The organism is Amycolatopsis sp. NPDC004772 (assembly GCF_053601215.1).
Window position 1 is genome coordinate 49,727 of record NZ_JBSGBK010000019.1, and the last position, 14,536, is coordinate 64,262.

The following is a 14,536-nucleotide window of genomic DNA, read 5'->3' on the forward strand; positions in this document are numbered from 1 at the left end:
TCAAGAAGTCCGGAAGGTGCTGTCGATGAAGTCGAAGAGCTCGTCGTCGCCGGCGCCGCTCAGGTCGGTCCCGCCGGCCAGCTCGGTCCACCGCGAGAGGACGCTCCTCAGGCGCACGGTGATTTCGTCGCGGGCCAGGTCCGCTTCGGTGGCCGTCTCGAACGCAGCCTCGAGCCGATCGAGCTCGTCGAGCAGGCGGACGCCGGAGTCGCCGCCCCCGAACCGGCGGTCGAGTTCCTCGGCCAGGTCGGCGGCCGTCGGATGGTCGAAGGCGAGCGACGCGGGCAGGCTCAGCCCGGTCCCGGCGCCCAGCCGGTTGCGCAGCTCGACAGCCATCAGCGAGTCGAACCCGAGTTCCTTGAACGCGCGTTCGGGCCCGATCGCCGCGCCCGAGCTGTGCCCGAGCACGCCCGCGACCTGGTCGAGGACCAGCGTGAGCAGCGCCTTCGGCCGCTCCCCCGCGGGCAGCGACGCGAACCCGGTCGACGTCGGCTCCGGCTCGGCCGCGGCCTCCCGTGCTGCCGGGAGGTCGGCCAGCAGCGGGCGCGGGCGGGCCGCGGTGAAGACCGGCGTGAACCGGGCCCAGTCGACGTCCGCGACGACGACGGCCGGGTCGTCGGCGGCCAGGGCTTGCCGGAAGGCCGCGACACCCTTCGCCGGGTCGATCGGCGGCAGGCCGCGTCCGCGCAGCATCCGGACGGCGTCGGCGTCGGCCGCCATCCCCGAGCCGGCCCACGGGCCCCACGCGATCGCGGTCGCGGCCAGCCCGCGGGCACGGCGTTCTTCGGCGAGCGCGTCGAGGAAGGCGTTGGCCGCGCCGTAAACCGCCTGCTCGCCGCTGCCCCACACCCCGGAGATCGAGGAGAACAGCACGAACACGTCGAGGTCGTGCGTCAGCTCGTCGAGGTGCCGCGCGCCGGCCACCTTCCCGGCGAGGACGGCGGACACCTCCTCGGGCGTGATCTCGGTGAGCGGGCCGTGCTGGCCCGTCCCGGCCGCGTGCACCACCGCGGTCAGCGGCAGGTCCGCCGGGATCGCCGCGAGGACGCCGGCCAGGGCGTCCCGGTCGGCCGCGTCGCAGGCGGCGAGCGTGACGCGGACGCCGAGGGCGGACAGCTCCGAGGCCAGCTCGGCCGCGCCGGGTGCCTCGACGCCGTGTCGGCTGGTGAGGACGAGGTGTTCGGCGCCTGCCTCGGCGAGTTCCCGTGCTATGGCGGCGCCCAGCGCGCCGGTGCCGCCGGTGATCAGGATCGTGCCGCGGGGCCGCCAGTCCCGGGTTTCCCGAACCGGGGCGGGGGCGAGCCGGCGGGCGAAGACGCCGTCCGCGCGGATGGCGACCTCGTCTTCGGTGCCGTCGGCGAGGACCGCGGCGAGCCGGGCCCCGGCCGCCGCGTCGAGGGTTTCCGGCAGGTCGGCGAGGCCGCCCCAGGCGGACGGCAGCTCGAGCGCCGCGATCCGGCCGAAACCCCAGGTGGTCGCCTGGTCCGGGCGGGAAACGCCGTGCACCGCGCCCTGGGTGAGGCACCACAGCCGGGCCGGGACGCCGGAATCGGCGAAAACCTGGGTGAGCGTCAGGTTGGCGGCGAGCCCCGCCTCCGCGTCACCGGTGAGGGCCAGCAACGAGACGACACCCTCGACGTCGGCGTGGTCGCGCAGCAGAGCGGTCAGGGTGGCGCGGTCCCCCGCACCGGACGAGACCACCGGCTCGGCGCCGTGAGCGGCCAGCGCCCGCGCGACGTCGTCGGCGAGGACATCGCCGACGACGAGCCAGCGGCCGGTCAGCCGTCCCGCGGACGCGGCCACCGGACGCCAGCCGACCCGGTACCGGCCAGCGTCCACAGTGGACGCCGGAGAAGCGGGTTCGAGCCAGAAGTGCGATCGCTGGAAGGCGTACGTCGGCAGTTCGGTCCGCCGGGCACCTTCGAGGAGGGCCGAGGCGTCGAGCGGGAAACCGGCGGTCCGGAGCCGCGCGAACGCCGTGACCACGGCCCGCGGCTCGTCTTCGCCGGCGCGCAGGGTCGGAATCGCCGGGACGTCGGCGGTTTCGGCCGCCATCGCGGAGAGGACGCCGTCGGGGCCGACCTCCAGGAAGGTGCTCGTCCCCTGGTCGGCGAGGGTGCGGACCGCGTCGGCGAACCGGACGGTCTCCCGCACGTGCCGCACCCAATAGTCGGCCGTGAACGACGAGACGAGCGCGCCGGTCAGGGTCGACACGACCGGGATCACCGGCTCGCGGTAGGTCAGTTTCGCCGCCACCGTCCCGAATTCCGCCAGCATCGGGTCCATCAGCGGCGAGTGGAAGGCGTGGCTGACGCGCAGCCGCTTGGTCTTGACACCGCGGGCCGCGAACTCACCCGCGAGCGCCAGCACGGCGGGCTCCGGACCGGAGAGCACGGTGCTGGCCGGCCCGTTGACCGCGGCGATGCCGACGCCGTCGGTCAACGCGGCCTCGACGTCCGCTTCGGGTGCGCCGACGGCGACCATCGCGCCGCCTTCGGGCAGCGCCTGCATCAGGCCCGCCCGCGCGGCGACCAGCATGCACGCGTCGGGCAGCGACAGCACGCCGGCGACGTGCGCGGCGGCCAGTTCGCCGATCGAGTGCCCGGCCACGAAGTCCGGCCGGACGCCCCAGGATTCGACGAGCCGGAAGAGCGCGACTTCGAGAGCGAAGATCGCCCGCTGCGCATGCCCGGTCTGGTCGAGGTCGCCCGGTCCGACGTCGCCGAGCAGGGCGCGGACCTCGTCGAAGACCTGCGCGAACACCGGGAACCGCGCGGACAGCTCCTGGCCCATCCCGGGTCGCTGCGCGCCTTGCCCGGTGAAGAGGACGGCCAGGCGGCCGGGTGTCCCGCTGCCGGTGAGGGCGCCGAGGTCGCCGAGCGCGGCCAGCCCGGCCAGCAGCTCCGGGCCGGTCTCGCCGACGACCGCGGCGCGGTGGCCGAGGTCGGCGCGGGTGGTGGCCAGGCTCAGCGCCACGTCCGCGGGGTGCACTTCGCGGTCGCTGAGGAAGTCGTGCAGCCGGGTGGCCTGGGCACGCAGGGCCGCCGGGGTCTTGGCCGAGAGCAGCCACGGCACCGGGCCGGTGACCGGCGAGCGCTCCTCGGCCACGGCGTCCGGGGCTTGCTCGAGAATGGTGTGGGCGTTGGTGCCCGAGATGCCGAACGATGAGACACCCGCGCGCCGCGGCCCGTCGGAGGTCCACTCGCGCGCCGAAGTCAGCAGCTCGACCGCACCGGACGTCCAGTCCACTTGGGACGTCGGCGCGTCCACGTGCAACGTCCGCGGCAGGACGCCGTGCCGCATCGCCAGCACCATCTTGATCACACCCGCGACCCCGGCCGCGGCCTGGGTGTGGCCCAGGTTGGACTTCACCGAGCCGAGCCACAACGGCGTCGAACGATCCTGCCCGTAGGTCGCCAGCAGGGCCTGGGCTTCGATCGGGTCGCCCAGTTTCGTCCCGGTACCGTGCGCCTCCACAGCGTCCACTTCGGACGGACGCAGGCCCGCGTCGGCCAGGGCGGCCCGGATCACCCGCTGCTGGGACGGGCCGTTCGGCGCGGTCAGGCCGTTCGACGCGCCGTCGGAGTTCACCGCCGACCCGCGCACCACGGCCAGGACGTCGTGCCCGTGCCGGCGCGCGTCCGACAGCCGCTCCACCAGCAGCAGGCCGACGCCCTCGGCCATGCCGGTGCCGTCCGCGCCCTCGGCGAACGCCTTGCACCGGCCGTCCCCGGCCAGGCCGCGCTGCTGGCTGAACGCGAGCAGCACGCCCGGCGTCGGCATGACCGTCACCCCGCCCGCGAGCGCCAGGTCGCATTCGCCGCTTCGCAGCGACTGCACCGCCAGGTGCAGTGCGACCAGCGACGACGAGCACGCCGTGTCCACCGTCAGCGCCGGGCCTTCCAGGCCGAACACGTACGACAGCCGGCCTGAGGCCACCGACGACGTCCCGCCGGTCATCAGGTGCCCCTCGAGACCGTCGGTGGCCGCGCCGGCACCGTAGCCGGAGGTGGCCGCGCCGACGAACACGCCGGTCCGGCTGCCGCGGACCGACAGCGGGTCGATGCCGGCGCGTTCGAACGCCTCCCACGTCGCTTCCAGCAGGAGCCGCTGCTGCGGGTCCATGGTCAGCGCTTCGCGCGGCGAGATGTCGAACAGTTCCGGGTCGAACCGGCCGGCGTCGGCCACGAACCCGCCGTTGCGCGTGGAGACGCGGCCCGGCGTCCCGGGTTCGGGCGCGTACAGGCCGTCGAGGTCCCAGCCGCGGTCGGAGGGGAACGGCGAGATCGCGTCGACGCCGCCCGCGACCAGGGCCCACAGGTCCTCCGGCGAGGTGACCGCGCCCGGGTAGCGGCAGCTCATCGCGACGATGACGACCGGATCGTCACCGGTCGCGCCGGCCGGGACCACCGCGGCCGGCTCGGGCTCAGCACCGAAGAGCGCGGTCCGCAGAAAGGCCACCAGAGACGCCGGGGCCGGATGGTCGAAGACGAGCGTCGCGGGCAGCCGCAGGCCGGTCGCGGCGCCGAGCCGGTTGCGCAGTTCGACGGCGGTCAGGGAGTCGAAGCCGAGCTCGGCGAACGAGCGGCCCGGCTCGATCTCGCCGGCCGTGTCGTGCCCGAGCACCGCGGCGACGTGGTCGCGGACCAGCTCCAGCAGCCGGCGGTCGCGCTCGGCGGCCGGCAGGTTCCGCAGGCGGGCGGTCAGGTCGTCCCCCGTCGGCACCGCCGTGGCGGTCCGGCGGGTGCCGCGGACGAGCCCGCGGAGCAGCGGCGGCACCGGGCCGGTCGTGGCGGAGAGGTCGAGCCGGGCCGGGATGGCCAAGGTTTCGCCGCGGGCGATGGCCGCGTCGAACAGCGCCAGGCCTTCGACGTCGGACAGCCCGGTCATGCCGCCCCGCGACATCCGGGCCAGGTCGGCGGCGCCGAGGTGGCCGGTCATGCCGCTGGCCTCCGCCCACAGGCCCCAGGCCAGGGACACGCCCGGCAGGCCGAGCGCGCGGCGGTGCGCGGCCAGGGCGTCGAGGGCGGTGTTCGCGGCCGCGTAGTTGCCCTGCCCGGCCGTGCCGAACACGCCCGCGGCCGCCGAGAAGAGCACGAACAACGCGAGGTCCTGGTCGCGCGTCAGCTCGTGCAGGTTGACGGCGGCGTCGACCTTGGGCCGCAGCACGGCCGCGAGCTTCGCCGGATCGAGGCTGGTCAGCAGGCCGTCGTCGAGGACCCCGGCGGTGTGCACCACCCCGGTGAGCGGCCGGTCGGCCAGCACCTCGGCGAGCGCGTCCCGGTCGGCCGCGTCACACGCGACGACGGAGACTTCGGCGCCCAGGGTGGTCAGCTCGTCGGTCAGTTCGGTGGCGCCGGGAGCGTCCGGGCCGCGGCGGCTGAGCAGGAGCAGCCGCCGGACGCCCTGCGCGGTCACCAGGTGCCGCGCGATCCGGGCGCCGAGCGTACCGGTGCCGCCGGTGACGAGCACGGTGCCGTCCGGGTCGGGTTTCCGCGGCAGGGTCACGACGTTCTTGCCGACGTGCCGGGCCTGGCTGATGAACCGGAACGCCTCCGGCACCTGCCGGATGTCCCAGGTCCGCCGCGGCAGCGGGGTGAGCGCGCCGGTTTCGAAGAGCCCGGCGAGTTCGCGCAGGATCTCCTGCAGCCGTTCGGGGCCCGCTTCGATGAGGTCGAACGCGCGGTAGCGCACCCCTTCGTGGGCTCGGGCGACGTCTTCGGCGTCGCGGACGTCGGCCTTGCCCATCTCGACGAACCGGCCGCCGCGCGGCAGCAGCCGCAGGGACGCGTCGACGAACTCGCCGGCCAGGGCGTCGAGCACGACGTCGACACCGCGGCCGCCGGTCGCTTCGCGGAAGTGGTCCTCGAAGGACAGCGAGCGGGAGTCTCCGATGTGGACGGTGTCGAGCCCCAGTCCTTCGAGCACGTCGTGTTTCGACGTGCTCGCGGTGGCGAACACCTCGGCGTTCTTCCAGCGGGCGAGCTGGACCGCGGCCATCCCGACGCCGCCCGCGGCCGCGTGGACGAGCACGGACTGGCCCGCTTCGAGCCCGCCGAGGTCGAACAGGCCGTAGTAGGCGGTGGCGAAGGCGACGGGCACCGACGCGGCGTCGGCGAAGCTCCACTCCGCCGGCATCGGCGTCACCAGGCGGTGGTCGGTGACCGCGACCGGGCCGAGCGCACCGGTGAACAGGCCGGTGACGCGGTCGCCGACGGCGAGTCCCCGGACCCGTGCCCCGGTTTCCCGGACGACACCCGCGGCCTCGCCGCCCATCAGCGCCTGGCCCGGGTACATCCCGAGGGTGATGAGGACGTCCCGGAAGTTCAGCCCGGCCGCGCGGACCTCGACCCGGATCTCGTCGGGCCCCAGTTCGGCTTCGGGAACCGGCATCGTCGCCAGGCCCTCGAGCGTGCCGGTGCCGGTGGTGCCGACGCGCCAGGCGTCGTCCGCGGGCAGGGTCAGCTCCGCCGCCGGACGGGCGAGGCGCGGGACGAGCAGCGTCCCGGCGCGGGCGGCGACCTGCGGTTCGCCCGAGGCGAGCGCGGTTCCGATCGCGGCCGTCACGTCGGCCCGGTCGTCGACGTCCACGAGCACGAACCGGCCCGGGTGCTCGGACTGCGCCGAGCGGATCAGACCCCACGCCGGGGCCTGGGCCAGGGCGGGCACCGGGTCGCCGGGGAGCGCGGCGAGTGCGCCGGTGGTGAGCACGACGAGCCGGGCGTGGGCGAACCGCGCGTCGGCCAGCCACTCCTGCGCGGCTTCGAGGACCTGGTCGACACTCGTCACCGGCAGCACAACAGCGGCCGGCACGACATCGAGCCTGGCCAGTTGTGAGTGGTAAGGCGGGTTAGAACCCGCCTTACCACTCACGACCTGGGCGAGCGGGGTCCATTCCGTGCGGAACAACGCCTCCGGCGTTGCGTCCACTGTGGACGAGGTGACCTGGAACGCGAGGGAGCCGATGCTGGCGACCGGGTTTCCGGCCGGGTCGGTGGCCACGACCGAGACCGCGTTCGGCCCGGCCGCGGCCAGGCGCACCCGCAGGGCGGTGGCTCCGGTGGCGAACAGGGCGACCTCGGTGAAGGCGAACGGCAGCCGCGCTTGGCCGTCGTCGGGGAAGAACCCGCCGAGCCCCAGTGCGTGCAGGGCGGCGTCGAGCAGGGCGGGGTGCACGGCGAACGCGTCGGTGCCGGGCAGCTCGACCTCGGCGAACACCGCGCCGTCGTGGCGCCAGGCCGCGCGGAGGCCGCGGAAGGCGGGCCCGTAGTGGTAGCCGGCCTCGGCGAGCGCAGCGTAGTGGGCGTCGACGTCGAGATGTTCGGCGGTCGGGGGCCATTCGGCCGGGAGCCCGGCGGGTTCGGGAGAACCGGGGGCCAGGACGCCCTGGGCGTGCCGGGTCCAGCGCGCGCCGGGCTGGTCGGGGCGGGCGCTGATGGTCAGGCCGCGGCGGCCGTCTTCGCCCGGCGGGTCGACGACGACCTGGAGCTGGACGCCGCCGGTGGCGGGCACGGCGAGGGGCGCGCCGAGGGTGAGTTCTTCGACGGTGCCGCAGCCGGTGTGGTCGCCCGCGTGGAGCGCGAGTTCGGCGAACGCCGTGCCGGGCAGCAGGGCGGCGCCGAGGATGTCGTGGTCGGCGAGCCAGGGGTGGGTCTGCCGCGAGAGCCGTCCGGTGAGGACGAGCCGGTCGTCGTCGGCGAGGGTGACGGCGGCGCCGAGCAGCGGGTGGTCGACGGCGCCGAGGCCGAGCCCGGCGGCGTCGCCGGTGCGCGCGGCCGGGCGGGGCCAATACTGCTTGCGCTGGAAGGCGTAGGTGGGGAGGTCGACGACGTGGGCGTCCGGGAACGCCGGCGTCCAGTCGATGGTGACGCCTCTGAGGTGGGCCTCGGCGAGGGCGGTGTGGAAGCGGGTGAGGCCGCCGTCGTTCTTGCGGAGAGAGCCCAGCGCGACGACGTCCTCGCCGAGCGCCATGGTCAGCACCGGGTGCGGTGACGCTTCGATGAACGTCCCGAAACCTTCGCTCTTCAGGCGCTCGATTGCCGTGTCGAGGCGGACGGTGCTGCGGAGGTTGGTGTACCAGTACTCGGCATCGACGTGTTCGTTCCACTCGCCGGTCACCGTCGAGATGAAGGCGGTTTCGCCCGGGCGGGGTGTGATCGGGGCCAGGACGTCGAGGAGTTCGTCGCGCAGCTGTTCGACCTGGGCGGAGTGGGAGGCGTAGTCCACCGGCACCCGCTTCGCGCGGATCCCGTCGGCTTCGCAGAACTTGATCAGCTCGTCGAGCGCAGCCGGCGCCCCGGAGACGACGACGGCAGTGGGGCCGTTCACCGCCGCGATCGACAGTCCGTCGCCCAGCCTCGCCGCCACGTCGTCGAGCGGTGCGGCCACCGAGACCATTCCGCCGCGGCCGGCCAGGGCGAGGATCGCCCTGCTGCGCAGGGTCACCACGCGTGCCCCGTCCTCAAGAGACAGTGCACCTGAGACGACCGCAGCGGCGATCTCCCCTTGGGAGTGGCCGACGACGGCGTCCGGGACCACGCCGAACGACCGCCACAGCTCCGCCAGCGACACCATGACCGCGAACAAGGCAGGCTGTACCACGTCGACCCGGCTCAACGCCTCCGCATCGGCCAGCACGTCACGAAGTCGCCAGTCCACAAAGGATTCCAACGCGGTCGCGCACTCGTCCAGCCGGGCGGCGAACACCGGTGCGGACTCCGCGAGTTCGAGCGCCATCCCGGTCCACTGGGAGCCCTGGCCGGGGAACACCAGCGCGACCTTGCCCGGCGCCTCGGCCACGCCGGTGACGACGTTGGCCGCCGGGGTGCCCTCGGCCAGCGCGGACAGGCCCGCAGCGACGTCGCCGATCACGACCGCGCGGTGCGGGAGCGAAGCCCGGGTGGTCGCCAAGGAAAAGCCGATGTCGGCCGGAGACGCGCCGACCTGCGCGAGCAGAGCCTGCGCTTGCCCGCGCAACGCGTCGGCCGACCGCGCCGACAGCACCCACGGCACTGGCCCCGCCTCAGGACTGGGCGCGGTTTCGGCCTGCGGGAAGGCTTCCAGGACCGTGTGCGCGTTGGTGCCGCTCATGCCGAACGACGACACCGCGGCCCGCAGCGGACGGTCGGCCGTCCACTCGCGCGACTCGGTCAGCAGTTCGACCGCACCCGACGTCCAGTCCACATGGGACGAAGGCGTGTCCACGTGCAACGTCCGCGGCAGCACGCCGTGCCGCATCGCCATCACCATCTTGATCACACCCGCGACACCCGCCGCCGCCTGGGTGTGGCCGATGTTCGACTTCACCGAGCCCAGCCACAGCGGCGCCTCACGCGACTGGCCGTAGGTGGCCAGCAACGCCTGGGCTTCGATCGGGTCGCCGAGGGTCGTTCCGGTGCCGTGTGCTTCGACAGCGTCTACGTCCGAAGTGGACAGTCCGGCGTCGGCCAGTGCCGCGCGGATGACGCGCTGCTGGGCCGGGCCGTTCGGCGCGGTCAGGCCGTTCGACGCGCCGTCGGAGTTGACCGCCGAGCCGCGGACCACGGCCAGGATCCGGTGGCCGTGGCGCTGCGCGTCCGACAGCCGCTCCAGCAGCAGCAGGCCGGCGCCTTCACCCCAGGCCGTGCCGTCCGCGGCGTCGGCGAAGGCCTTGCAACGGCCGTCGGCGGCGAGGCCGCGCTGGCGGCTGAACTCGACGAACGTGCCCGGCGTGGCCATCACCGTCACCCCGCCGGCCAGGGCCATCGTGCACTCGCCGAGCCGCAGCGACTGGACCGCCAGGTGCAGCGCGACCAGCGACGACGAACACGCCGTGTCCACCGAGACGGCCGGGCCTTCCAGCCCGAAGGTGTAGGCCAGCCGGCCCGAGGCGACGCTCGCCGCGTTGCCGGTGGCCAAGTGGCCTTCGAGGACGTCGGCCGAGCCGAGGAGCAGGGTCATGTAGTCGTGGCTGTTCGTGCCCGCGAAGACGCCGGTCCGGCTGCCCCGCAGGGTCGCCGGGTCGAGGCCCGCGCGCTCGAAGGCCTCCCACGCGAGCTCCAGCAGGAGCCGTTGCTGCGGGTCCATCGCAAGGGCTTCACGCGGCGAGATGCCGAAGAACCCGGCGTCGAACGCGCCCGCAGCGTCGAGGAACGCGCCTTCGGTGACCGTCACCGAGCCGAGCCGCGCGGGGTCGGCGTCGTAGAGGTTCTCCAGGTCCCAGCCGCGGTCGGCGGGGAAGCCCGACACCGCGTCCGCACCCTCGGACACCAGGCGCCACAGGTCTTCCGGCGAGGCGACGCCGCCCGCGTACCGGCAGCTCATCGCGACGATCGCGATCGGCTCGTCGGCGGCCGCGGACACCGTCGTGGGGGCTACGGCGACCGCGTCCCCCAGGACGCCGGCCCGCAGGTGCCCGGCGAGCGCCGCCGGTGTCGGCCAGTCGTAGACGAGCGTCGCGGGCAGCGCGAGGCCGGTTTCCGTGCGCAGGGCGTCCCGCAGTTCGATCGCGGTCAGGGAGTCGAAGCCGAGGTCCTGGAACGCCCGGTCCGGGGCGACGGCGGCCGCGCTGGGGTGGCCGAGCACCGCGGCGGCCTGGTCGCGGACCAGCTGCAGCAGCACGTCGCCGGCGGCGGCCGGGGACAGGCCGCGCAGCCGAGTGACGAGACCGCCGGGTTCGGCCACCGGTTCTTCGAGGACGGCTTCGGGGATCGTGCTCAGCAGCGTGCTCGGCCGCCGGGAGGTGAAGGCGGCGGTGAACCGGGGCCAGTCGACGTCGGCAACGGTCACGTTCGTGTCGCCGCCCGCGGCGTGCAGCAGAGCCGAGACGGCCGCGTCCGGGTTCAGCGCGCGCAGGCCGCGGCGGAGCAGGTAGTCCTCGGCGTCGTTGTCGGCGGCCATCCCGCCGTCCGCCCACGGGCCCCAGGCCACCGCGGTGGCGGCCAGGCCGCGGGCGCGGCGGGCTTCGGCGAGCGCGTCGAGATAGGCGTTGGCGGCGCCGTAGCCGCCCTGCTGCCCGCTGCCCCAGACGCCGGCGATCGAGGAGAAGAGGACGAACGCGTCGAGGTCGGTGTCGGCGAGGAGTTCGTCGAGGTGGCGGGCGCCGGCTGCCTTGGCCGCCCAGTGGTCCGCGAAGTCGTCCACTTCGGACAGGGGGGCGGATCGGACGACGCCGGCCGTGTGCACGACGGCGGTGAGCCCGGGGCTGACCCGCTCCAGGAGGTCGGCCACGAAGTCCCGGTCCGCGACGTCGCCGGCGGCGAACGTCACCCGGGTGCCCAGCTCGGCGAGTTCCGCGCCCAGTTCGGTGGCACCCGGCGCGTCGGCGCCCCGGCGCGAGACGAGCACGAGGTGATCGGCGCCTTCGCGGGCGAGACGGCGGGCGACGTGCGAGCCGAGCGCTCCGGTGCCGCCGGTGACGAGCACAGTGCCGCGCGGAGTCCACTTCGGACCCGTCGGATGCGCGTGCTCGAGCCGACGACCGAAGATCCCTTCCGCGCGGAGGGCGATCTGGTCCTCGCCACCGCCGAGCAACGCCTGGAAATTCTTCGGGTCCACAGTGGACGAAACGTCGATCAGGCCGCCCCAGCGGTCCGGGTGTTCGAGCGCGGCGACGCGGCCGAGGCCCCAGACGGCGGCCTGGTCCGGATCCGGTGCGGGGTCCGCGTCGGTGACCCGGACGGCGCCCGACGTGACGCACCACAGCGGCGCGTCGATCCCGGCGTCGCCGAGGGCCCGGAGGAGGCCGATGGCCGGTTCCGGTCCGGCGCCGCTGAGCACGACGACCGGGTCGATGCCCCGCAGGTCCTCGGCGGTGACCGGGCCGTCGAGGCGCACCACGCGGCCGTCCCACCCGGCCAGGGCGGCTTCGAGCTGCGGGGACGGGTCGACGACGAGGCAGTCGCCGGCGAGGGCACGCGTCCCGGTGGGCGCCAAAGGAGTCCAGGCGATCCGGTACCGGTCGAGCTCGACGTGGTGCCGTGCGGGGCGCGGCCAGAACCGTTCGCGCTGGAACGGGTACGGGGGCAGGTCGGCCCGCGGTCCGGCGGGCAGGTGGGCCGCCCAGTCGACGGTGCCGCCGCGGACCCACATCCCGGCCAGGGCGGTCAGCAGGGTGCGTTCCTCGTCGCGGTCCCGCCGCAGCGCGGGGAAGGCCGCCCCCGGCACCATCGCGCTGAGGACGCCGTCGGGGCCGAGTTCGAGGAAGGTGCCGACACCTTCGGCTTCGAGTGCCGCGACACCGTCGGCGAACCGGACCGGTTCCCGGACGTGCCGGACCCAGTAGTCCGCCGTGAACGACGAAGCGAGAGCACCGCTCACATTCGAGAGCACCGGTATCTCGGCCGGGTGGTACTGGAGTTGTTCGACGACCGCGCGGAACTCGTCGAGCATCGGGTCCATCAACGGCGAGTGGAACGCGTGGCTCACCGACAGGCGCTTGGTCTTGGGGAACTGCGCCGCGACTTCGAGGACCGCGGACTCCTCGCCGGAGATGACCACCGACTCGGGGCCGTTCACCGCCGCGATCGAGACGCCCTCGATCAAGGTGACGGCCGGCTCCGGCGCGGCGATCGAGACCATCGCCCCGCCCGGCGGCAGCGCCTGCATCAAGGAGGCTCGGGCCGAGACCAGCGTGCACGCATCGGACAGGGACAGCACCCCGGCCACGTGCGCGGCCGCGATCTCCCCGATCGAATGCCCGGCGACGAAGTCCGGGCGTACGCCGAACGACTCGACCAGGCGGAACAAAGCGACTTCGAGAGCGAACAACGCCGGCTGGGTGAACTCCGTGCGCTCCAGGCGCTCGGCGTCGTCGAAGGCCTCGCGCAGCTCCGGCCGGAAGTGCGCGCACACTTCGTCGAACGCCGACGCGTAGACCGGGAACCGCTGGTACAGCTCACGGCCCATCCCGATCCGCTGGGCGCCCTGGCCGGTGAACAACACCGCCAGCCGGGTGTCCTCCCGGGCTTCCCCGGTGACCACCTTGCCGTCGAGGACGACCGCGCGGTGGCCGAGGGCGGTCCGGGTGGTCAGCGTCCGGGCGATGGCCGCGGGGTCGGCCGGCACCTCGGCGAGGCGGGAAAGCTGCTCCTGCACCGCTTCCGGCGTCTTCGCCGACAGCGGCCACGGCGTCAGCGTGCCCACCGGCGCCTCCGCGGGCACGGGCTCGGCGGGCGGGACGGACTCGAGGATGGTGTGCGCGTTGGTGCCGCTGACGCCGAACGACGACACCGCGGCCCGCAGCGGCCGGTCGGCCGTCCACTCGCGCGGCTCGGTCAGCAGCTCCACCGCACCGGCCGACCAGTCCACATGGGACGAAGGACGGTCGACGTGCAACGTCTTCGGGAGGACGCCATGGCGCATGGCCATGACCATCTTGATCACCCCGGCGACACCGGCCGCCGCCTGGGTGTGGCCGATGTTCGACTTCACCGAACCCAGCCACAACGGCGTTTCCCGGTCCTGGCCGTAGGTCGCCAGGAGCGCCTGGGCTTCGATCGGGTCACCCAGAGTGGTGCCGGTGCCGTGGGCTTCGACGACGTCGACGTCCGAAGTGGACAGCCGAGCGCTGTCCAGAGCCGCCCGGATCACCCGTTGCTGGGCCGGTCCGTTGGGCGCGGTGAGACCGTTGGACGCGCCGTCCTGGTTGACCGCCGAGCCGCGCACCACGGCGAGGACGTCGTGGCCGTGGCGCCGGGCGTCCGACAGCCGCTCGACCAGCAGCACGCCGGCGCCTTCGCCCCAGCCGGTGCCGTCGGCCGCCTCGGCGAACGCCTTGACCCGGCCGTCCGGGGCGAGCCCGCGCTGGCGGCTGAACTCGACGAACGTCCCCGGCGTCGCCATCACGGTGACGCCGCCGGCCAGCGCCAGGTCGCATTCGCCCTGGCGCAGCGCTTGCGCGGCGAGGTGCAGCGCGACCAGCGACGACGAGCACGCCGTGTCGACGGTCAGCGCCGAACCCTCGAACCCGAACAGGTACGCCAGCCGGCCGGAGACGACGCTCGCCGCGTTGCCGGTGCCGAGGTAGCCCTCGACGTCCTCGGCCGAGGAGCGCAGCAGGGTCAGGTAGTCCTGGCCGTTGGAGCCGACGAACACGCCGGTCCGGCTGCCGCGCAGGGCCGCCGGGTCGATCCCGGCGCGTTCGAAGACCTCCCACGAGGTCTCCAGCAGCAGCCGCTGCTGGGGGTCCATGGCCAGGGCCTCCCGCGGCGAGATCCCGAAGAACCCGGCGTCGAAGAGGTCGGCGTCGTGCAGGAAGGCGCCTTCGCGGGCGTAGGTCGTGCCCGGGCGATCGGCGTCGTCGAACAGCGTCGCGGTGTCCCAGCCGCGGTTGGCGGGGAACGCCGAGACGGCGTCCCCGCCACGGACCACCAGGTCCCACAGCCCTTCCGGCGAGCGCACGCCGCCGGGGAACCGGCAGGCCATCGCGACGATGGCGATCGGCTCGGTCGCGGCCTCGACGAGCTGCCGGTTCTGCCGCCGCAGCCGCTCCGCCTCCTTGACGGAGGCGCGCAGCGCGTCGAGCACCTTCTCGGGCGTGGCCATGGTTCAGCTCCAG

1 protein-coding gene is annotated in these 14,536 nt (G+C 74.4%); it reads right to left on the reverse strand.

The features are described from left to right. Complete coding sequence (locus tag ACWEF6_RS14745) at window positions 1–14,523, reverse strand: SDR family NAD(P)-dependent oxidoreductase (RefSeq protein WP_449683391.1); 14,523 nt, start codon at window positions 14,521–14,523, stop codon at window positions 1–3. Window positions 14,524–14,536: the final 13 nt, after the last annotated feature.

Bases quoted from the DNA above. Each gene is read 5' to 3' on its own strand.
- ACWEF6_RS14745 (WP_449683391.1), bottom strand. From the start codon at position 14,523: ATGGCCACGCCCGAGAAGGTGCTCGACGCGCTGCGCGCCTCCGTCAAG.